Genomic DNA, 20411 nt, shown 5'->3' with positions numbered 1-20411 from the left:
AGAGTTACAGCGATTGGTGACGCGTTTCGTGAGTCAGCAGCAGCGCGATCATCGTCAGCGCCGCCATGGCGGCCAGATAGAGCCCTACCGCAGGCAGACCGTAGTTGCCCTGCAGCCAGGCGGCGATGTACGGCGCCACGGACGCCCCGAGGATCGACGAGACGTTATAGGAGAACGATGCGCCGGTATAGCGAACTTCCGTCGGGAACAGCTCCGGCAGCAGCGCGCCCATGGGGCCAAAGGTCAGCCCCATCAGGCTCAGGCCAATCAGCAGGAAGGCAAAGACCAGCAGCGGGTTGCCGGAGCCGAGCAGCGGTTTAAAGGCAAACAGCGCGAAGAGGATGATCAGGGTCGTAATCACGACCATGCTCTTACGACGGCCGAATGCATCCGCCAGCAGGCCCGCCACCGGTACCATCACGCCAAAACCGATAACCGCCATCATCAGCATCCACAGCACTTCGTTACGCGGCAAGCCGAGGCCAATCGGCGCGGCGGCGGTGCTGAAGGTCATGGAGTAGACGGTCATGATGTAAAACAGCGTATAGGTCGCCAGCATGATAAAGGTGCCGAGAACGGTGACGCGCACGTGTTTGGTCAGCAGCGTGCCCAGCGGGATTTTGACCTGTTTTTTCGCGGCGGCTACCTTAGCGAACACCGGCGACTCGTGCAGCGAAACGCGGACGTACAGGCCGATAATGACCAGCACGGCGGAGAAGATAAACGGCATACGCCAGCCCCATTCCATAAACTGCTGGTCGGTCAGCAGCCAGGAGAGCAGCAGGAAGGTGCCGTTTGCGAAGAAGAAGCCGATAGGCGCGCCCAGCTGCGGAAATGAGCCATACAGCGCGCGCTTGCGCGGCGGGGCGTTTTCCGTTGCCAGCAGCGCCGCGCCGCCCCATTCGCCGCCAAGGCCGAGCCCCTGACCAAAGCGCGCCAGCGCCAGCAGCACCGGTGCCATAATGCCAATGGTTTCATAGCCGGGCAGCAGGCCGATAACCACGGTGGAGATCCCCATCGTCAGCAGCGAGGCGACGAGGGTCGCTTTACGGCCTACGCGGTCGCCGAAGTGGCCAAAGACCGCTGAACCGATAGGGCGCGCAATAAAGGCGATAGCGAAGGTCGCCAGCGATTGTAGCGTCGCGGCGGCGGGATCGCCCTGCGGGAAGAAAATGTGCGGGAATACGATAACCGCCGCGGTGGCATAGATGTAGAAGTCGAAGAACTCGATGGCGGTACCAATGAGTGAGGCGACGACGACTTTATTGCGTGAGTTAACCGGAACGGTGTCCTGCGCGTTGTCGAGTGTTGTGGCTGTGGCTTGCATAGATCTTTCTTATTTTTTGCGAACGAAAGGCCATATAGCCACAGCCTTGGGGACATTTCAATCTGTAACAAGGGGCGAGAGAGGCGAAAAAAGAAGCAAAAAGTGAATAATTTCTGTGCCAGAAAAATAACTTCTATGAAATGCTTCACAAAATTCAAATAATGGTCGATAAAACCAGGTTTAGGTTAAATAAAAGTTACATGTTGGATTTATATGCTGAAATGCCAGGTTGGGCTGAATTTTGCGTCTTTTATTCAGCCCAGTGATGGTTTAGTCGTGGGCTTTGCCCGGCATCCGGCGGTCGTCTTTATATTCGGCGGTGGCAATCCATGCGGCGCAGAACAGCGTCAGGCGGGCGAAAAAATAGAAGAAGGCCATTATCCCCAACACCGAACCGAATGCCGCCCCGGATGGGGATTTCACCAGCGCCGGTAGCGTCCAGGTCATAATGATTTTGATTATCTCAAAGCCGACGGCCGCAATCAGGGTGCCGCGAATCAGCGCCTTACGGCGAGGGCGGTGGCGCGGGAGTCGCCAGAAAATCCAGAAAAACAGCAGATAGTTGGCGAAGATGGAAATCGCGAGGCCAATCAGCCGCCACGCCGGTTTCAGCCACTCGATATAATCAAGATAAAGCGCCGAGATAATCATCTGCTGGGCCGAGCCGGCGATAGAGGTGATCGACAAGGTAATGACCAGCGCAACCAGCAGGCCGATCAGCGAGATAAAGTCGCGGAAATACTTAACCCAAATTTTCTCCTGATCCTGCGGCGTGCGTTCCCAGACGTCGCGCGACTGGGCGCGAATGGCCTCACGCAGGTTGCCCATCCAGTTAATGCCGGAGTAGAGCGCCACCAGCAGACCCACAATACCGACGGCGGTACGCTGCTGTACGGCGGTATTGATGGTATTTTTCAGCGTTGCCGCCAGCGTCGGGTCGCTAACGTTAAGCAGGATTTTATCGAAGATGTCCTGTAGCAGCGTGGGATGCGAGGCGAGAACAAAACCGGCGGCCGCAAAAGAGACCATCAGAATTGGGATCATCGATAAAAACGAGAAGTAGGTGATTGCCGCGCCAAACTGATTACCCAGCCTGTCGTTAAAGCGCTCCGCGGCGCGGATGATATGGGCGACCATATGGTTACGCTGAACTTTTTCCGCCGTTCCGGTGACGCTTTTCAGCGCCTGGTTGGCTTTTTTCGCCACGGTAGAGTCGTTTATCGCAGCCATCGCGCTTTTGTTTTTATCCGGCTGCTGGCCCGGATCCTCGGTTGGGCGTTGAGCGTCGTTTTCCGGCGTCATAAATTATTTCTTCCTTTTTTACAGCGATATTCTTCAAAAATTATATACGTAAAATCACGGATGGGGCGTATCGGGGGTATCGGACGTCGGAATCTGCGAATCACTGAAGCGCTTTCTTGTGTTATTCCCCGGCTGCGCTGCGTTTGTATCGGTCTGGGAGAATTTGATAATGGCATGATATTGTTGGTTTTTACGCCATGCAAAGCGTCAGCCAGCACCCGGCAGGGAATATCGGCACGCTCTCAAATACAGATTTTTCATTATTCGGCCTAATCAACGTAGTTTTTCATTAAGCCGCCCAGCCACTCCATAAACAGATGTACCCGGCGCGAGAGATTACGCCGGTGCGGATAAATGAGCGACACCGGCAGCGGCTCGGCGCGGTAGTGGGGCAGAATTTCTATCAGCTCGCCGGTGCGCAGCCATTCCCGAACCCCCACCCGCGGCACCTGAATAATGCCCAGCCCCGCCAGGCACGACGCCTGATAGGTCTCGGTGCTGTTCACCGTCAAGACGCCGCCGGTTTTGATCCAGCGGACGGCGCCCTCGCTGACCACTTCGAAGCCCAGCGGGCGCACCCCGAGGCTGCTTGCGTAGTGGATCAGCGCATGATCGGCGAGATCGTCCAGCGATTGCGGATAGCCGAAGCGCGTCAGGTACTGCGGGCTGGCGCAGTTGATTTGCGTTAGCTTGCCCAGCGGCCGCGCGATGAGCCCGGAATCTTTCAGCGTACCGACGCGCACCACGCAGTCAAAGCCCTCGCGAACCACGTCGACTAACCGATCGCTGCTGCTGAGCTCCAGTTCGATGCCGGGATACTGCTGCAGAAATGCCGGCAGCTGTGGAATGACCAGCTTTTTCGCTACGGCGACGGGCATATCAACCCGCAGACGCCCGCTGATGCTGGAGGGGTCAAGCTGAAACATGCCGTCCAGCTCTTCAAGATTGCTGAGCAGGTCTCTGGCGCGTTCGTAATAAACCATACCGTCCTGCGTCAGCTGTACCCGGCGGGTTGTGCGATGCAGCAGACGAACCCCAAGGTGGCTCTCCAGCGCCTGAATTTGGCGCGAGACGCTTCCTTTCGGCAGGCCAAGGGTATCGGCGGCGCGGGAAAAACTTTCCAGCTCCGCGACTCTGATGAACAGCTGCATTGCGTGAATTTTATCCATGCCGGCGGCCTATTGTTGTTTTTAATGAAACAGTAAAACGTAATTTGCCATATTTATTGTTTTTATAGCAGCTAATAAGCTCTTCAACGATGCAAACGCAACCAAGAAGGGGTTTTCTGATGACGCAACGTATCGCTTTAGTCACCGGCGGTAGCCGTGGACTGGGAAAAAACGCCGCATTGAAGCTGGCGGCAAAGGGAACCGATATTATTCTGACCTGGCACAGTAACCCGCAGGCGGCGCTGGACGTGGTGGCTGAAATTGAGCAAAAAGGCGTGAAAGCCGCGGCATTACCGCTAAACGTCGGTGATGTTGGCAGTTTCGACAGTTTTGCTCAGAAGGTAAGAGAAGTGCTTCAGCAGCGTTGGCAGCGGGAGACCTTCGACTATTTATTGAACAATGCCGGAATTGGCCTGAATATTCCCTTTGCTGAAACCAGCGAGGCGCAGTTTGATGAATTAATGAACATCCAGTTTAAGGGGCCGTTTTTCCTTACCCAACGCCTGCTGCCGTTATTGCAGTACGGGGGGCGGATCCTCAACGTTTCCAGCGGACTGGCGCGTTTCGCGCTGCCGGGCTATGCGGCCTACGCCTCAATGAAAGGCGCGATGGAGGTGCTGACGCGCTACCAGGCGAAGGAGCTGGGAGAACGCGGAATTTCGGTCAATATTATTGCGCCCGGCGCGATTGAAACCGATTTTGGCGGCGGTGTGGTCAGGGATAACGCGCAGGTGAATCAGCATATTGCCGCGCAAACGGCGCTCGGAAGAGTGGGGCTGCCGGATGATATTGGCGATGCCATCGCCGCGCTGCTTAGCGATGATCTGCGCTGGATGAACGCCCAGCGCGTAGAAGTCTCCGGTGGGATGTTCTTGTAATCCCGCGCCCCTCCATAGAGTATGGAGGGGCTAACGTATTTCATGCGCTTTCTTATTTCGTAACAGACTTTCCTCATTTCGCCATCGCCTGCGTTTCCGGCTTCGTTTAAACTAGAAAATTAGTATTATTTTATTTTTCCTTGCCCGCATAATTAAGGATTTCCTTAATTCAAATGTAATAAATATTGTGGACAAGTAATGGGGCCAATAAGCCCTGTAACTATTCATTGTTATGATATTTCGTTCATCTCCCCTATCGGTAAAATGCCCCAGGCCAAACGGCGCGTTGTTATTTATTTTGGCTGATGTTGCCCTTTCGTCGGGCATTTATTTATTGGAGCGAAACCCATGCAGGTACTCATGTTTGACAGGCAGTCGATATTTATTCATGGAATGAAAATTGGCCTCCAGCAATACATTCCAGAGATTGATATTTTTGGCACCTGTCAGGCTGAACAGCTCTGGCAGAAGCTGACGGCGCATCCTGACGCGCTGCTCATGCTGGACGGGGATATGCACGGTGAGTTTTGCTGTTGGCTGCTGGAGGAAAAACAGCGTCGCTTTCCGCACGCTCAGGTCCTGCTGATCGTTTCTGACGATAATAAGGGCTGGCTACAGCGCGCGCTGTCTTATAATGTGCGGGCCATCGTGCAGCGCGAGGAAAGTTTGCCCACTTTCGCTCAGACCATCAATCGTCTCCGGCGGGGGCTGCCCTGCTTGCCGGACGATGGATTAATAATGGCGGAGGTGAGCGATAATAAACGGGTTCATTTGAGCCAGCGCCAGCGTGAGATTTTGCAGCTGCTGGCCGCCGGTGACTCTAATAAACAGATTAGCCGGACGTTAAATATCAGCACCGGCACGGTAAAGGCCCATCTTGAGTCGCTGTACCGTCGGCTGGACGTGAAGAATCGTACCCAGGCGGCGATGGTTTTTCATCGCGTCAGCGAAACTTAATCGGCTCTGTTTTTGAATCTTGCGCACTCTTCGCGCCGCTGTTCGCGGCCGATGCGAATATTTTCCCATGCGCTCAGCGCATCAGCGAACCGCTGATGGTTAAGATGGGTCAGGACGGTATCAAGCGCCGGAGACGCCGCCCCGCAGCTAAAGGCTAACGAGACCAGCGCATCATATTGCGCTTGATTAAGCGTGACCCGGAGCCTGCGCTTAAGTTCGCGCTGGCACTGCAGAAGATCGACGATAAGCAGAGTCTCCGCGATCTCGCGCGTGAAGTGAGGGAACGATTCGTAATCATTGAGAACGTGGCCGTAGCCAATCACGCGCAGGCCGCTTTCGTCCCGATAGGGGGCGAGCGCTAACCCCTGCATTCGCTTAATAAACTCCAGCCCGTGCAGGCTTAGCGGCGGTATGGTTGGGGACATTTATCGCTTCCTCTGTTGTCGGCCTGCAGTGTAGAGGAAAAGCGCGTCGCGCCCTATTCGCCAGATGGCCCAGGCTGGTGGTAATCGCGGCGCAGCAGTCCAAACAGCCAATCGTTGTGCCAGCGACCGTTGAGCCAGTAGCAGTCGCGCAGCTCGCCCTCCTGGTGAAAACCGACCTTTTGCAGCAGATTTTTTGACGCCAGATTGCCCGCGGTGACGGTTGCCGTCAGCCGCCGGATGCCGCCGGCGGAGAAAGCGTAATCGCACAGCGCGCGCAGAGACTCATAGCCGTAACCTTTGCCCTGCGCCCGGGGAGCGAACAGAAAACCCGCTTCAGCGCTATCGGGAGCGTGATGCTGATAGCCGGTGAGGCCCAGGGGAGCGTGGGTGTAGCGGTCGCGCACTACCAGGCACAGCCAGTGGGCAGCGCCCGGCGACCACGCGGGAAGCCGGGCATCAAAAGCGTCGCGAATGTCCGCTACCGGGCGGGGATCCGCGACGTAAAGCATCACCTGGGGGTCTTGCTGTAAGCTGAGAAAAAAGGGCCAGTCGTCAAGCTGCAGCGGCGAGCAGCGCAGACGTGGGGTAACCAGTTCAGGCATAGCTGGGCTTCCGGCGAAAGTCGATGCCATGAACATAGCAGGACATCGACCGCGGGAATAGTCCGCTTTTACAACGGTTCGCCGTACAGGCCGATAAGCCGGCGCACCACGCCATTCGTCCAGCCAAAGCCATCCTGGAGCGGATATTCACCGCCTCCGCCTTCATGGGGGGTGGCGCTGGCGATATGGTACTTTTCAATCAGCTTATAGTGCTGTTTATAGAAATGATTCACCGTTTGCAGCCAGCTTTGGGCTATCTCATCGCCCAGCGGATCCTGGCCGTACATTTTAAAACCCTGTACCGCCATCCACTGCAGCGGCGCCCAGCCGTTGGGCTTATCCCACTGCTCACCGCTTTGATATTCCGTCGCCATAATACCGCCGGGGGTGAGCAGGCGGGCGCGTACCGCGTCGGCGAGCCTGTCGGCCTGTTCATGGGTCGCCATGCCGACATACAGCGCGACGAGGCTGGCGGCGGAAAACAGCGCCAGCTGCTCGCGGCGCCAGTCGTAATCGCGGAAACAGCCGCTTTCGTCATCCCACAGATAGCGGGTTACCGCCGCCCTGCGCTCGCTGGCCTTCTGGCGAAAAGCGGCCTCTGTTTCCCGGTCGCCCTTCAGGCCGGAGAGGTTGGCGATGGTGTTCTCCAGCTTGAACAGGAAGGCGTTCAAATCAATGGGGATAAACTGGGTGGTACGGATGCTCGCCAGCCGGGTGATATCCCGCAGCCAGCGGCTGGAGTAATCCCAGCCGGACTCCGCCCCGGCGCGCAGGTCGCGATAGACCTCGTTCGGCGGGCGCCCGGAGTGCTTCGCCGTTTCGACATCTTCCCGCCATGACTCATCGCGCGGCGTATCGCGATCGTCCCAGTAGCGGTTCAGCAGCGAGCCGTCCGGCATCCGCACCACGTGACGGTAGGCCTGGTTGGGGATCAGCGATTCCGCGCCGTCCATCCAGAAGCTGTACTCCATCCGCAGATGGTCAAGGTATCGTTTGGCGCCGCGAACCCCATCCTCTTCAAACAGTTCGACCATCAGGGCAAACACCGGCGGCTGCGAGCGGCTGAGATAGTAGGTGCGGTTGCCGTTAGGAATATGGCCGTAGATTTCAATCATCCACGCGAAGTTGTCGGCCATGCATTTCAGCAGGTCTTCGCGGCCGCTTTCCGCCAGCCCCAGCATGGTGAAGTAGGAATCCCAGTAGTAGGTTTCGCTAAACCGCCCGCCAGGCACAATATAAGACTGCGGCAGCGCCAGCAGAGACGACCAGGGAATATGATCCTGCGGCTCGCGGGTCAGGACGGGCCACAGATTATCAATATGCTCCTTTAACGATCGCGTGGGATCGGAGACGTAATCCTCGGCGCGGTTTTCCGGCAGCCAGAAGTGGTCTTCAACAAACTGGCGGAGATCGAATCCGGGGGTGCGCCGGACGCGACGGTAGTGAATCAAAATATCCAGCGGGTCCTGCTTCGGCGCGCAGTCGGGGAAGGTTTTGCTATCGGCGAAAATTCGCGACTTCTGGACGTGAGCGAACAGTTCCAGATAGCGATCGGCAGGGGTCAGGGCATCCGAGGCGGGCAGCCCTTCTATGATCTCCGGTTCGGGTTCGGCGTCGAACATTTCATCCAGCTTTAACTCATACGGATCGGCTTCGTAGCACGGATCGATTTCGATCCTGAGCTCATCGTCATCAACGTTGCGTAATTTCTGGCTGAACATAGTGGTACGGACCTCCGGATTGCGTCAGTAGAGGATGCCGGGCGCGCCCGACCTGTCTATTAAGCTTAGACATTCGCAGCGGGAAACGAAAAGAGAAGTGTGCGGTAGATCACGCTTTGTTCTAAACCGTCTGCCCGGGGTTTCCGCTTTAACTCGTTGACCTGGCGCATTAAAACCGTTTTAACCGCTTCGTATTGCGCCGAAAAATTCGGAGATTTCGTTTTGCAACAAAATCTAAATTTTCAGGCGCTTTAGCGATTAAGTCATTACTCCCACGCGGCCTCCAGCATTTCCAGCAGCTGCTCGCTGGTGAGCATAACCGGGTTAGCCTTCATGGAGGATGAGCTGCTGGCGGCGAGGGCCGCGGGTTCCAGCGCTTCGCGGGGGACGCCGAGCTCGCGCAGATTGCCCAGACCGGATCGCTGGCTCCACTCGCGCAGGCTCTCCCAGGCGCTGTTTGGATCGGCGTCCAGCCCGGCGGCCAGCCACTGGCGTACGTCGGCAAAACGCTGGCGGAGGCGTTCGTCGCTAATTTGCGTTTCATTGAGCGCCAGGCCGAAGGGAAGCAGGCTGCCGCAAAGCGCGCCGTGGGGGGCGTTGCTCAGACCGCCTAATGGACCCGCAAGACCGTGAATGACGCCGAGACCGGCGTTGGCTAACGCCAGCCCGCCGCACAGGCTGACCCATGCCATCTCATCGCGGCTATCCGGACACTCTTTGGCCATCAGCGTTCTGAGCGCTTTGATGCCGCGCGGGATCGCCTCCCGGCAGAGTGCGTCGGTAAAAGGATTCGCCCGGGCGCACAGCCAGGGCTCAATCACCTGGGTGAGGGCATCCAGGCCGGAAGCGAGGGTCACCGCGCGCGGGGTGTTGTCGGTGAGCGACGGGTCGATAATCGCCAGGTCCGGCAGCATGCGGTCGTCGCGCAGGCTGACCTTGCGCTGCTGCTCGGGGACGTTGATCACCGCGTTCTTTGTGACTTCCGCCCCGGTACCGGCCGTGGTGGGGATGGCGACGAACGGCAGCGGATTGGCTTCTAACAGGCGCCCGGTACCCACCACTTCCAGATACTCGATCGCGGGTCCCTGCGCGGGAACCAGCGCCGCAATCGCTTTGCCGGCATCTATCACCGCGCCGCCGCCGAGGCTGACCACCGCGCCGACGCCTTTTTCCCGCGCCAGACGAACGCCCCGTTCAATATCCTGCAGGTCGGGTTCATGGGCGATAGACAGCGTGGTGACGTTCAGCTGGTGAGCGTGGAGTTCGCTTAATAAGAACGCCGCGCGCTGCAGGCTGGTGCCGTGAATCAGCAGTATCTGTGCGGAGCGGGCGGCGAGCCAGGGGGCGGCGCTGCGAGCAAGGCCGCGTCCAAAGCGGATATTGCCCGGTGTTAAAACGTTAAAAGAGGTCAACATGTCGGGTAACCTGTCCTGGAGAAAAATCGTGCAATCCACTATACACATTATCCGGCTGTACATGCGCCGCCGATGCAGTATTGTGAAACAACCATCTCTTTTGATTGAGGAATTGCTGACAATGCTAAAAATACTGGGCAAACGCTCATCAATTAACGTGCGCAAAGTGCTGTGGACCTGCGAAGAAGCGGGGCTTGAATATCAGCAGGAGGATTACGGCAGCGGGTTCCAGTCGATTGAGACCCCGGAGTTTCGCGCCCTTAATCCGAACAGCCTGGTGCCCGTGCTGCGGGATGACGACTTTGTGTTATGGGAGTCGAACAGCATCTGCCGCTATCTGGCGCGCAAAGCCGGGCGGGAAGACCTGCTCCCCACGGCGCCGCGGGCTGCCGCCGAGGTTGAGCACTGGATGGACTGGCAGGCGACGGAATTTAATACTGCCTGGCGCTATGCCTTTATGGGACTGGTACGCAAGGACCCGCGCTTTCAGGATCCGACGGCTATCAAAGAGAGCATTGCCGCCTGGACCCGCTGCGTGCAGATCGTCAATACGCAGCTGCAGCAAACCGGGGCATGGGTCGCCGGTAGCGAGTTTACTCTGGCGGATATTGTCCTTGGCCTGTCGGTGCATCGCTGGAAAATGACGCCGTTCGCCCATCCTGAAATGGCGGAAGTGGAGCGCTGGTATATGGCGCTGAATCAGCGGCCGGCGTTTAAGCGTCACGGGAATAACGGCGTGGCGTAGAGGCAAAAAAAAAAGAAGCTCTCCGGAGCTTCTTTTTCAGGCATGGTGCGCGTCTTACCGCATCGTCACAAACTCTTCCGCGGCGGTTGGGTGGATCGCCACGGTATTGTCGAAGTCTTTCTTGGTTGCGCCCATCTTCAGCGCCACCGCGAAGCCCTGCAGCATCTCGTCCATCCCGAAGCCGATACCGTGAATACCGACAATCTTCTCTTCCGGGCCGACGCAGACCAGCTTCATGCGGCACGGCTGGCGGTGTGAGGTCACGGCGGTATACATGGCGGTGAAAGAGGATTTATACACTTTCACCGCTTCATCGCCGTATTGCTCGCGCGCCTGCGGCTCGGTTAAGCCGACGGTGCCGATAGGCGGATGGCTGAACACCACGGTCGGAATATTGCTGTAGTCCAGATGTTCGTCCGGCTTGTTGTTAAACAGACGCTCGGAGAGACGACGACCTGCGGCAACGGCGACCGGGGTCAGCTCGACGGCGCCGGTATTATCGCCGACGGCGTAAATACCCGGAACGTTGGTGTTCTGGAATTTATCGACGACGATATAGCCTTTATCGTTGGTTTCCACTCCGGTCGCGGCGAGGTTGAAGTTATCGGTTGCCGGTTCGCGACCGATCGCCCAAATCAGGCAGTCCACGGTCTGGCTGCGGCCATCTTCCAGTTCCAGGGTCAGGCTGCCGTCGGCGTTCTTCACAACCGCTTTCGGAATGGCATGGGTATGCAGCTGCGGGCCTTCGGCGTTCATCACCTCAACCAGCGTTTCCACGATCAGCGGATCGAAGCTACGCAGCGGCGCGTGTTTACGCACGAACAGGTGCGTCTCCGCGCCCAGGCCGTTAATCACGCCCGCCAGCTCAACGGCGATATAGCCCGCGCCGACAACCGCAACGCGTTTCGGCAGCGCCGGCAGTTCGAAGAAACCATCGGAATCAATGCCGTATTCGACGCCGGGGATATTCGGATGGCTCGGGCGGCCGCCGGTGGCGATCAGAATATGATCGGCGGTTATCGTCTCGCCGTTAACTTCGATGGTTTTCGCATCGACAAAACGGGCGAAGCCTTTAATCACATCGACCTTATTTTTGCCCAGCACGTTATCGTAGGAGGTGTGGATACGATCGATATAGGCGCTACGGCTGGCGATCAGTTTGTCCCAGTCGAAGTGATTGATAGTGGTATCAAAACCGTAATCCGGACCATACAGATGGATGGCTTCACGGATCTGCGCCGCATGCCACATGACTTTTTTCGGCACGCAGCCGACGTTCACGCAGGTACCGCCCAGGTCTTTGGCTTCAATCAGCGCGCACTTCTGGCCGTACATAGCGGCACGGTTAATGGAGGCGATACCGCCGCTGCCGCCGCCAATGGCGATATAGTCATAATGCTTGCTCATGAGTCTTATCCTTAATGTCTGATTGGCGCGATTGTATACCTGAAATCAATAGTTTCCACCGATGACTGCGATTACTCAGGCACGATCCAGCTGACGGTGGTATGGCCGATGCCGGTCGGCACCAGCTTTTTATGCAGCCACGGCAGAACGTTGTTCATCTGCTGCTCCAGCTTCCACGGCGGGTTGATGACGATCATCCCGGAGGCGGTCATCCCGCGCTGGTCGCTGTCCGGACGCACCGCCAGCTCGATTTGCAGAATTTTGCGAATGCCGGTGGCCTCTAACTCTTTGATCATGCGCTTAATCTGCGCCCGTAGCACCACCGGATACCACAGCGCGTAGGTGCCGGTAGCAAAGCGTTTGTAGCCTTCATGAATACCGGTCACGACCGCCTGGTAGTCGCTTTTGATTTCGTAAGGCGGGTCGATCAGCACCAGTCCACGACGAGAAACCGGCGGCAGCTTCGACTTCAGCTGCTGATAGCCATCGGTTTTTTCAACCCGGGCGCGGTCGTCTTTCTGAAACTCGGCGCGCAGCAGCGGAAAATCGCTGGGATGCAGTTCGGTCATCTGCAGGCTGTCCTGCTCGCGCAGCAGCTGGCGGGCAATCAGCGGCGAGCCGGGGTAGTAGCGCAGCTGGCCGCTACGGTTGAAGTGCTGAACGACGGAGATATACGGCTCCAGCTCGGCGGGCAGGTCATCCTGCTGCCAGATGCGGGCGATGCCTTCGAGATATTCACCGGTACGCTCGGCGTGTTCGCTGCTCAGCTGATAGCGGCCTGCGCCGGCGTGGGTGTCCAGATAGAGAAACGGTTTTTCTTTCTCTTTGAGCGATTCAATGATCAGGCTCTGAACGGTGTGTTTAAGAACGTCGGCGTGGTTGCCTGCGTGAAAGCTATGACGATAACTGAGCATGGATACGGTGATTCCGGGATTGAGACAAGATGACCGATAGTTTACCGCAGATCGGCCTGGATTACCGCCGCGCTGTTTCCATTCCGCTTAAAGCGTTGCAAAACATAACCGTGTCATAAAAGCGTCAAACAGAAGGGCTAGCGTCACGTAAAGGCAAGGTAATGGTTTGAATTTACCCGTCATACTTCAAGCTGCTTATGTGTTGGCTACGTTCGCTCACCCCGGTCACATAGTTATCTATGCTCCCGGGGACTCACTCCCTTGCCGCCTTTAAGCAACTCGAATTATTTAGGGTATAAAAGGAAAATAATGAAACTGCACATCACGCTTCTCGCATCGGCGCTCGTGCTGGCGCTGCCGGTTCTGGCGAAAGAGGTTCCTTTGAATCAGGCGGCGGCAATCGCCAACGGCGTGACGCCAGCCGCCGCCAGTCCGGCGTTTGACGCTCTGGAGAGCCAAAGCCTGTCGCAGCTGCGCAACGCGCTGAAGGGCGATGCGGCAACCCTGACTCGCGACCAGCTTGAACACGCCAGACAGAATAAAACTCAGGCGGATACCGCGTGGCTGAAGGCCAGCGGTTATGACTTCCAGACAAAAGCCAACCAGCAGGCGGGTATTGCGCTGCTCTCGGCGTTCACTGCGCTGCCGAAGGCGGTAATTGAGCAAAATCTGGCGACGGTCACCGCCATCAACCGCGATGCCGTACAGACCTCCCGCCATCAGGCGCTGGCGGATGCCGAGGGCATCAGCTATCTCTACTTCCTCAGCGATGCGCTGGGGCCGCGTCTCGGCAAAGCGTTCCTCGCCGCCTACGACAAAGGCGAGCTTGGTAAGGCGGCGGCGCTGATCAAAGCTTCGGAAGTGAGTACCGGGGCGGCGAAAAAGCACTTTAACAACCCGCGCCCGTTCCTGATTCAGGGCAATACCATCCATCTGGTGCCGGACGATGTGGTCGTTAAGGACAATAAGCCCTATACCGCCGACGGCGGCTCGTTTCCGAGCGGGCACACCAACACCGGCTATACCGACGCTCTGCTAATGGCGGAGATGATCCCGGAGCGCTTCGACGCGCTGGTGACGCGCGGCGCCCGCTATGGCTATTCGCGCATCGTGCTGGGCGTGCACTATCCGCTGGACGTGATGGGTTCGCGGATGGTGGCGCAGCGCAATGTCGCCCACTACCTGAATGACGCGAAGTATCGGGGGCTGTTTAATGAGGCCCGCGACCAGCTGCGTACCGCGCTGGAGAAAGAGTGCGGCACGACGCTGGCGGAGTGTGCGAAAGTGCCTGCGAAAGACGATCCGTATCGCGACCCGGCGATGGTCGCGTTTTATCGCTTTACCATGACCTACGATCTGCCGCAGCAGAAGGGCGAAAAACAGAGCCTGAAGGTGCCGCAAGGGGCTGAAGTGCTGCTGGAGGCTGCGCTGCCGAATCTGTCCGCCGCGCAGCGTCGGGCGCTGATGGTCAAAACGGCGTTGCCCGCAGGGTATCCGCTTTCCGGTGATAATGACGCGCAGCAGTTCTGGCAGCGGCTGAATTTGCCAGCGGCGTATGCGATGGCGAATAAAGCGCATTAAACCTGGTGCACTCCGGAGGCGGTGCTGGCGCACCTCTCCGGGATACAAGGGCAATGCGGCGGCGTACAGCGTGGCGCCGCTGCGGGCGTACCGGCAGAATTAGATCTCTTTGGCGGGCTTTATCGCGGGCAGGGCGCGCTGCATCGGCACCGGCAGCCAGGCGCGAATTAATAATCCGCCGCGTTCGCTGGAGCCAAGTTCCAGCTTACCGTTATGGTTATCGATAATGCGCTGAACGATAGCCAGGCCGAGGCCGGTCCCGCTAATCGTACGGGCGCTATCGCCGCGCACGAACGGCTGGAACAAATGCTCACGCTGCTCCGGTTTAATTCCCGGACCGTCATCTTCCACCTGGAACCAGGCCCGGTTCCCCTCGCTGCCGCTGCTGACTTTAATCCAGCCGTTGCCGTAGCGGGCGGCGTTGACCACCATATTCGTCAGCGCGCGCTTGATGGAGAGCGGATGCACGCGCAGCGGGATCTCGCCAGGCTGCAGGTCGGTGGCGATTTCTCGCTCGTAGCCGCTTTCCGCCGCAATCACTTCCCCCAGCACCGCGTTAAGGTCCGTCAGCTCCATCGGCATCTCCTGGCCGGTGCGCAGGTAGTCGATAAACTGCTCGATAATGGCGTTACACTCTTCAATATCTTTATTAATCGACTCGGCGAGGTAGCCGTCCTCTTCGCCCATCATCTCCGTCGCCAGACGGATACGCGTAAGGGGAGTGCGTAAATCATGGCTCACCCCGGCCATCAGCAGCGTGCGGTCATCCGCCAGCTGCTTCACGCCAGCCGCCATGTGGTTAAAGGCGCGGGTCACCGATCGCACTTCCGATGCGCCGTATTCGCGCAGCGGCGGGGGAATAATCCCTCGCCCGACCTGAAGCGCCGCGTGCTCCAGGTCGACCAGCGGTCGGTTCTGAATACGAATAAAGAGCCAGGCGCCGCCAATCGCCAGCAGCATGATCGCCAGGGTGTAGCGGAACAGCGGCGAGAAATCGCCCTGGTGGATTTCGGTCAGCGGTACGCGCACCCAGATATTGGGAGAAAGCCAGGTTTTCAGCCACACCACGGGGGAGCTTTTGTTTACCTCGACCCGCACTTCGGTTGGCCCGCCGAGCTGGTGCGCCATCTGCTGACTTAAGAATTCATAATGCTGCGCCCAGCGCAGGCCTGCGTCTTCCGCCGCTTCGTTGGAATAGAGCGAAATGCCCAGCTCGCGGTAAATCTCGCGGCGAAACGCCGGCGGCACCACCAGCTGAGTGCCGTCTTCCAGCTGGAGTTTATCGGTCATCAGCATACGCACTTCGTAGGCCAGAACCTTATTAAACTGCTGGAGACTGGGCAGGATCGCGAAATTCAGCACCACTAAATAGGTCGTCACCAGGCTGGCGAACAGCAGGGTGACGATCAGTAACAGGGTGCGGGCAAACGAGCTTCGCGGCGAAAAGCGCACGCGTTTCATGCCTTAGAGCCGTCCGGGACGAAAACGTAGCCCAGGCCCCAAACGGTCTGGATATAGCGCGGATGCGCCGGATCTTCTTCCACCATGCGGCGCAGGCGGGAGATTTGTACGTCGATGGAGCGCTCCATGGCCGAATATTCACGGCCGCGAGCGAGGTTCATCAGCTTATCGCGGGATAATGGTTCGCGCGGATGGCTCACCAGCGCTTTCAGTACCGCGAATTCACCGCTGGTCAGCGGCATAGGCTCATCTTCGCGGAACATCTCGCGGGTCCCGAGGTTCAGCTTGAACTTACCAAAGGCGATAACCGCTTCTTCCTGCGAAGGCGCGCCCGGCAGTTCGTTAGCCTGACGGCGCAGTACGGCGCGGATACGGGCCAGCAGCTCGCGCGGGTTGAACGGTTTTGGGATGTAGTCGTCGGCGCCGATTTCCAGGCCCACGATACGGTCAACTTCTTCCCCTTTCGCCGTGACCATAATGATCGGCATCGGGTTGCTCTGGCTGCGCAGGCGGCGGCAAATGGACAGGCCATCTTCGCCCGGCAGCATCAGATCCAGCACCATCAGGTGGAAGGATTCACGGGTCAGCAGGCGATCCATCTGTTCAGCGTTCGCCACGCTACGAACCTGGAAGCCCTGCTCGGTCAGATAACGTTCGAGTAGCGCACGCAGGCGCATGTCGTCATCGACAACCAGAATCTTATAATTCTCTTGCATTGTTTATACTCCCAAAGGTTCACTGCAATTGTCAGTACGTATTCTCAAAAAAGCCCGGGTCGCCCACCAGCGAAATCTGGTATATATTCCAGGCTAAATTGTTACAAAGCATATTTAACAGCAGCTTAAGTATACATTTAAGCATAAGACACATTATTTATCCTGTTGGTATGATGACGTGCGACGAATTGTGCGCAGCATTGCACAAAGATCTGTAATCAGGAGCCGGAACCTTCGATGAAAACGCCGCTGATCACCCGTGAAGGGTATGAAAAACTGAAGAAAGAGATGGATACCCTGTGGCGCGAAGAACGTCCGGAAGTCACCAAAAAGGTGACCTGGGCGGCGAGCCTCGGCGACCGCAGTGAAAACGCCGATTACCAATACAATAAAAAGCGCCTGCGTGAAATCGACCGCCGGGTGCGCTACCTGGCCAAGTGCCTTGAGCAGCTGAAAATCGTCGATTATTCGCCGCAGCAGGAGGGTAAGGTCTTTTTCGGCGCGTGGGTGGAGATTGAAAACGATGCGGGCGAGACGAAGCGCTTCCGGATTGTCGGCTACGATGAAATCTTTGGCCGCAACGACTACATCTCCATTGATTCGCCAATGGCGCGCGCGCTGCTGAAAAAAGAGGTCGGTGATTTAGCTATCGTGAACACCCCCGCGGGCGAGGCGGCCTGGTACGTGAACGAAATTGAATACGTCAAAGCCAAATAGGTCCGGAACATTCCGAGAGGCTTGGGTCGCGGCTGGCATTTTAGCGTGCCAGTCCGTATAACTATCCCCCTGATTTTTGATCCTAAAGATGAATTAAACCGATGATGAATGATTCGCTCTGCCGCATTATTGCGGGTGAACTTCAGGCCAGGGCTGAACAGGTAGAAGCTGCCGTTCGCCTGCTTGATGAAGGGAATACCGTGCCGTTTATCGCACGCTATCGTAAAGAAGTCACCGGCGGTCTGGATGACACGCAGCTGCGTAATCTGGAAACCCGCCTGGGCTATCTGCGTGAACTTGAAGACCGTCGTCAGGCGATCCTGAAGTCCATCGGCGAGCAGGGCAAGCTGACCGAGGCGCTGGAAAAAGCCATCAACGGGACGTTGAGTAAAACCGAGCTCGAAGATCTCTATCTGCCGTACAAGCCGAAGCGCCGCACGCGCGGGCAGATCGCCATTGAAGCCGGGCTGGAACCGCTGGCCGATCTGCTGTGGAACGATCCCTCTCACGACCCGGAAACCGAAGCCGCTAAATATATCGACGCCGACAACAGCGTAGCGGACACAAAAGCCGCTCTCGACGGCGCGCGCTATATTCTGATGGAGCGCTTTGCTGAAGACGCGGGCCTGCTGGCGAAAGTGCGCGACTATCTGTGGAAAAACGCCCACCTGGTGGCGACCGTCGTCAGCGGTAAAGAAGAGGAAGGGGCGAAATTCCGCGACTACTTCGATCACCATGAACCGATCTCCACCGTGCCGTCGCACCGCGCGCTGGCGATGTTCCGCGGCCGCAACGAAGGCGTGCTGCAGCTCTCTTTAAACGCCGACCCGCAGTTCGACGAGCCGCCGAAAGAGAGCCACGGCGAGCAAATCATTATCGACCATCTCGGCCTGCGCCTGAATAACGCGCCGGCGGACGGCTGGCGTAAGGGCGTGGTGAGCTGGACGTGGCGTATCAAGGTGCTGATGCACCTCGAAACCGAGCTGATGGGGACCGTGCGCGAACGCGCGGAAGACGAAGCCATTAACGTCTTTGCCCGCAACCTGCACGACCTGCTGATGGCCGCGCCGGCCGGGCTGCGCGCCACCATGGGCCTCGATCCGGGCCTGCGCACCGGCGTCAAAGTCGCCGTCGTTGACGGTACCGGCAAGCTGGTGGCTACCGATACCATCTACCCGCATACCGGCCAGGCCGCAAAAGCGGCGGTGGCGGTTGCCGCGCTGTGTGAAAAGTACAACGTTGAGCTGGTGGCGATCGGCAACGGTACCGCCTCGCGTGAAACCGAGCGCTTCTTCCTCGACGTGCAGAAGCAGTTCCCGAAAGTGACCGCGCAGAAGGTCATCGTCAGCGAAGCGGGCGCGTCCGTGTACTCCGCCTCCGAGCTGGCGGCGCTGGAGTTCCCGGATCTCGACGTTTCCCTGCGCGGCGCGGTCTCTATCGCCCGTCGTCTCCAGGACCCGCTGGCCGAGCTGGTGAAAATCGATCCGAAATCCATTGGCGTCGGCCAGTATCAGCACGATGTCAGCCAGACCCAGCTGGCGCGTAAGCTGGACGCGGTGGTGGAAGACTGCGTAAACGCCGTTGGCGTCGATCTGAATACCGCTTCCGTCCCGCTGCTTACCCGCGTCGCCGGTCTGACCCGCATGATGGCGCAGAATATCGTCTCCTGGCGCGATGAGAACGGCCAGTTCCAGAATCGCCAGCAGCTGCTGAAGGTCAGCCGTCTGGGGCCGAAGGCCTTTGAACAGTGCGCGGGCTTCCTGCGTATCAACCACGGCGACAACCCGCTGGACGCCTCAACCGTGCACCCGGAAGCGTATCCGGTGGTGGAGCGCATTCTGGCGGCGACTCAGCAGGCGCTGAAAGATTTGATGGGCAACAGCAGCGAGCTGCGTCATCTGAAAGCCGCTGACTTCACCGATGAGAAATTCGGCGTGCCGACGGTGACCGACATCATCAAAGAGCTGGAGAAACCGGGCCGCGACCCGCGCCCTGAGTTTAAAACCGCCCAGTTCGCCGATGGCGTAGAGACGATGAACGACCTGCTGCCGGGAATGATCCTCGAAGGCGCGGTGACCAACGTCACCAACTTCGGCGCGTTCGTTGATATCGGCGTTCATCAGGACGGCCTGGTGCATATCTCTTCCCTGTCGAATAAGTTCGTTGAAGACCCGCATACGGTGGTCAAAGCGGGCGATATCGTGAAGGTGAAAGTGATGGAAGTCGACCTGCCGCGTAAGCGCATCGCGCTGACGATGCGTCTGGACGAACAGCCAGGCGACAGCAACGCGCGCCGCGGCGGCGGTAACGATCGTCCTCAGGGCAACCGCCCGGCGGCGAAGGCCGCTAAACCTCGCGGTCGCGAGGCGCAGCCTGCGGGCAACAGCGCGATGATGGATGCGCTGGCGGCGGCAATGGGTAAAAAACGTTAATTCTTTCCGGCCCCTTTTGCTAAGGGGCCGCATTTCTTCCGGCATTCGCCATATTGTGCAAACAAGCATCAGTATTTTCTTATAACGTCGTAATAAGCGCGAATTACGGACGGCGATATTATTATTTTCATTTCGTTAACTATAGAAACTTTAATTAAACATTTAGTCATTAAGAATAATCATCACCTCCGCGACGGCGACAAAATAGAGTTTGCTCAATATCAACAAAAGCTCAATTTTCTCTTTAAAAAGCGAAACGGCCGCATTATATGTATTGATGATAAAAACTATTCTCATTATCATTATTTGCATTGAGTATTTTTTCTTCTTCGTTAGCTACGGTCCCTGGCGCCGCGTCTCCGGCGCATACGGAAAACTCTCTTTTCAGTTGGCGATAAACAAGTAGGTCCTATGCAATTCACACCTGATAGTGCGTGGAAAATCACCGGTTTCTCCCGCGATATTAGTCCGGCGTATCGGCAAAAGCTGCTGTCCCTCGGGATGCTGCCGGGTTCTTCTTTCAATGTGGTTCGCGTGGCGCCGCTCGGCGACCCTATTCATATTGAAACCCGACGCGTTAGCCTGGTATTACGTAAAAAGGATCTTGCGTTAATTGAGCTGGAAGCGGTTGCACAATAATGC

At 57.6% G+C, this 20411-nt stretch carries 18 protein-coding genes; 7 read left to right on the top strand and 11 right to left on the bottom strand.

Annotation, left to right across the window (positions count from 1 at the left end):
* Nucleotides 1-4: 4 nt before the first annotated feature.
* The 3 genes from F8562_RS21775 to F8562_RS21765 form a co-directional block, all read right to left on the bottom strand.
* On the bottom strand, nt 5-1327 hold the full coding sequence (locus tag F8562_RS21775; RefSeq protein ID WP_004126314.1) for an MFS transporter: 1323 nt from the start codon (nt 1325-1327) through the stop codon (nt 5-7).
* 270 nt (nt 1328-1597) lie between these two features.
* Nucleotides 1598-2629 carry an inner membrane protein YhjD gene (yhjD, locus tag F8562_RS21770; RefSeq protein ID WP_004134249.1) on the bottom strand — a complete coding sequence of 344 codons (1032 nt, stop codon included), beginning with the start codon at nt 2627-2629 and terminating at the stop codon, nt 1598-1600.
* Between the two features lie 269 nt (nt 2630-2898).
* On the bottom strand, nt 2899-3798 hold the full coding sequence (locus F8562_RS21765) for a LysR family transcriptional regulator (protein ID WP_014227163.1): 900 nt from the start codon (nt 3796-3798) through the stop codon (nt 2899-2901).
* Between the two features lie 119 nt (nt 3799-3917).
* Between F8562_RS21765 and F8562_RS21760 the strand changes: the two genes are divergently transcribed.
* Together F8562_RS21760 and F8562_RS21755 are read left to right on the top strand one after the other, a co-directional pair.
* Complete coding sequence (locus F8562_RS21760; RefSeq protein ID WP_014227162.1) at nt 3918-4676, top strand: SDR family NAD(P)-dependent oxidoreductase; 759 nt, start codon at nt 3918-3920, stop codon at nt 4674-4676.
* 348 nt (nt 4677-5024) lie between these two features.
* Nucleotides 5025-5633: a response regulator transcription factor gene (locus F8562_RS21755; protein ID WP_038422949.1), complete on the top strand. Its 609-nt coding sequence runs from the start codon at nt 5025-5027 to the stop codon at nt 5631-5633.
* On the opposite strand, the gene F8562_RS21750 is transcribed toward F8562_RS21755, so the two are convergent.
* The 4 genes from F8562_RS21750 to F8562_RS21735 all read right to left on the bottom strand — a co-directional run bounded on the left by F8562_RS21750 (nt 5630) and on the right by F8562_RS21735 (nt 9796).
* Nucleotides 5630-6058, bottom strand: coding sequence for a lysozyme (locus F8562_RS21750; RefSeq protein WP_014227160.1), 429 nt, complete (start codon nt 6056-6058; stop codon nt 5630-5632). The two genes, F8562_RS21755 and F8562_RS21750, sit on opposite strands and share 4 nt — an antisense overlap.
* A 53-nt stretch (nt 6059-6111) precedes the next feature.
* Nucleotides 6112-6660, bottom strand: coding sequence for a GNAT family N-acetyltransferase (locus tag F8562_RS21745; protein WP_014227159.1), 549 nt, complete (start codon nt 6658-6660; stop codon nt 6112-6114).
* Between the two features lie 68 nt (nt 6661-6728).
* Nucleotides 6729-8381 carry an alpha,alpha-trehalase gene (locus F8562_RS21740; protein ID WP_014227158.1) on the bottom strand — a complete coding sequence of 551 codons (1653 nt, stop codon included), beginning with the start codon at nt 8379-8381 and terminating at the stop codon, nt 6729-6731.
* Between the two features lie 266 nt (nt 8382-8647).
* Nucleotides 8648-9796: an iron-containing alcohol dehydrogenase gene (locus F8562_RS21735; RefSeq protein WP_094909482.1), complete on the bottom strand. Its 1149-nt coding sequence runs from the start codon at nt 9794-9796 to the stop codon at nt 8648-8650.
* A gap of 121 nt (nt 9797-9917) precedes the next feature.
* Here F8562_RS21735 and F8562_RS21730 point away from each other — a divergent pair, with 121 nt between their 5' ends.
* On the top strand, nt 9918-10541 hold the full coding sequence (locus tag F8562_RS21730) for a glutathione S-transferase family protein (RefSeq protein ID WP_014839737.1): 624 nt from the start codon (nt 9918-9920) through the stop codon (nt 10539-10541).
* A gap of 54 nt (nt 10542-10595) precedes the next feature.
* Here the strand turns inward: F8562_RS21730 and gorA are convergent, their stop codons facing one another.
* The gene (gene gorA / locus F8562_RS21725; RefSeq protein ID WP_014839736.1) at nt 10596-11948 is read right to left on the bottom strand and encodes a glutathione-disulfide reductase; all 1353 of its coding nucleotides are present in this window, start codon (nt 11946-11948) and stop codon (nt 10596-10598) included.
* Nucleotides 11949-12019: 71 nt separating this feature from the next.
* Nucleotides 12020-12862, bottom strand: a complete 843-nt coding sequence (locus F8562_RS21720; RefSeq protein WP_009651758.1) for a 23S rRNA (adenine(2030)-N(6))-methyltransferase RlmJ — start codon at nt 12860-12862, stop codon at nt 12020-12022.
* A gap of 309 nt (nt 12863-13171) precedes the next feature.
* Here F8562_RS21720 and F8562_RS21715 point away from each other — a divergent pair, with 309 nt between their 5' ends.
* Entirely contained in the window at nt 13172-14443 is a 1272-nt protein-coding gene (locus F8562_RS21715) for an acid phosphatase (protein ID WP_014839735.1), read from the top strand.
* Between the two features lie 99 nt (nt 14444-14542).
* Here the strand turns inward: F8562_RS21715 and envZ are convergent, their stop codons facing one another.
* Complete coding sequence (gene envZ, locus F8562_RS21710; protein WP_014839734.1) at nt 14543-15904, bottom strand: two-component system sensor histidine kinase EnvZ; 1362 nt, start codon at nt 15902-15904, stop codon at nt 14543-14545.
* Entirely contained in the window at nt 15901-16620 is a 720-nt protein-coding gene (gene ompR, locus F8562_RS21705) for a two-component system response regulator OmpR (RefSeq protein ID WP_001157751.1), read from the bottom strand. The genes envZ and ompR overlap by 4 nt, the downstream gene beginning before the upstream one ends.
* 237 nt (nt 16621-16857) lie before the next feature.
* On the opposite strand from ompR, the gene greB reads away from it, so the two are divergent.
* The 3 genes from greB to feoA all read left to right on the top strand — a co-directional run bounded on the left by greB (nt 16858) and on the right by feoA (nt 20408).
* Nucleotides 16858-17337, top strand: a complete 480-nt coding sequence (greB, locus tag F8562_RS21700) for a transcription elongation factor GreB (protein WP_014839733.1) — start codon at nt 16858-16860, stop codon at nt 17335-17337.
* A 101-nt stretch (nt 17338-17438) separates the two neighbouring features.
* Nucleotides 17439-19769 (top strand): Tex family protein, encoded by a 2331-nt coding sequence (locus F8562_RS21695; RefSeq protein WP_089046397.1) that lies wholly within the window; start codon nt 17439-17441, stop codon nt 19767-19769.
* A 411-nt stretch (nt 19770-20180) separates the two neighbouring features.
* On the top strand, nt 20181-20408 hold the full coding sequence (gene feoA / locus F8562_RS21690) for a ferrous iron transporter A (protein ID WP_004126281.1): 228 nt from the start codon (nt 20181-20183) through the stop codon (nt 20406-20408).
* The last annotated feature ends 3 nt before the right edge of the window (nt 20409-20411 follow it).

Source organism: Klebsiella sp. RCJ4 (genome assembly GCF_009025755.1).
GTDB lineage: Bacteria > Pseudomonadota > Gammaproteobacteria > Enterobacterales > Enterobacteriaceae > Klebsiella > Klebsiella michiganensis.
This window is presented reverse-complemented; position numbering and strand designations above follow the sequence as displayed.

Excerpts from the sequence above, each read along its gene's own strand:
- envZ (WP_014839734.1), bottom strand. The coding sequence starts at position 15,904 with ATGAAACGCGTGCGCTTTTCGCCGCGAAGCTCGTTTGCCCGCACCCTG.
- F8562_RS21765 (WP_014227163.1), bottom strand. The coding sequence starts at position 3,798 with ATGGATAAAATTCACGCAATGCAGCTGTTCATCAGAGTCGCGGAGCTG.
- F8562_RS21740 (WP_014227158.1), bottom strand. The coding sequence starts at position 8,381 with ATGTTCAGCCAGAAATTACGCAACGTTGATGACGATGAGCTCAGGATC.
- F8562_RS21750 (WP_014227160.1), bottom strand. The coding sequence starts at position 6,058 with ATGTCCCCAACCATACCGCCGCTAAGCCTGCACGGGCTGGAGTTTATT.
- F8562_RS21775 (WP_004126314.1), bottom strand. The coding sequence starts at position 1,327 with ATGCAAGCCACAGCCACAACACTCGACAACGCGCAGGACACCGTTCCG.
- F8562_RS21730 (WP_014839737.1), top strand. The coding sequence starts at position 9,918 with ATGCTAAAAATACTGGGCAAACGCTCATCAATTAACGTGCGCAAAGTG.
- ompR (WP_001157751.1), bottom strand. The coding sequence starts at position 16,620 with ATGCAAGAGAATTATAAGATTCTGGTTGTCGATGACGACATGCGCCTG.
- F8562_RS21720 (WP_009651758.1), bottom strand. The coding sequence starts at position 12,862 with ATGCTCAGTTATCGTCATAGCTTTCACGCAGGCAACCACGCCGACGTT.
- greB (WP_014839733.1), top strand. The coding sequence starts at position 16,858 with ATGAAAACGCCGCTGATCACCCGTGAAGGGTATGAAAAACTGAAGAAA.
- F8562_RS21695 (WP_089046397.1), top strand. The coding sequence starts at position 17,439 with ATGATGAATGATTCGCTCTGCCGCATTATTGCGGGTGAACTTCAGGCC.
- F8562_RS21760 (WP_014227162.1), top strand. The coding sequence starts at position 3,918 with ATGACGCAACGTATCGCTTTAGTCACCGGCGGTAGCCGTGGACTGGGA.
- yhjD (WP_004134249.1), bottom strand. The coding sequence starts at position 2,629 with ATGACGCCGGAAAACGACGCTCAACGCCCAACCGAGGATCCGGGCCAG.
- F8562_RS21715 (WP_014839735.1), top strand. The coding sequence starts at position 13,172 with ATGAAACTGCACATCACGCTTCTCGCATCGGCGCTCGTGCTGGCGCTG.
- F8562_RS21735 (WP_094909482.1), bottom strand. The coding sequence starts at position 9,796 with ATGTTGACCTCTTTTAACGTTTTAACACCGGGCAATATCCGCTTTGGA.
- F8562_RS21745 (WP_014227159.1), bottom strand. The coding sequence starts at position 6,660 with ATGCCTGAACTGGTTACCCCACGTCTGCGCTGCTCGCCGCTGCAGCTT.
- F8562_RS21755 (WP_038422949.1), top strand. The coding sequence starts at position 5,025 with ATGCAGGTACTCATGTTTGACAGGCAGTCGATATTTATTCATGGAATG.
- gorA (WP_014839736.1), bottom strand. The coding sequence starts at position 11,948 with ATGAGCAAGCATTATGACTATATCGCCATTGGCGGCGGCAGCGGCGGT.
- feoA (WP_004126281.1), top strand. The coding sequence starts at position 20,181 with ATGCAATTCACACCTGATAGTGCGTGGAAAATCACCGGTTTCTCCCGC.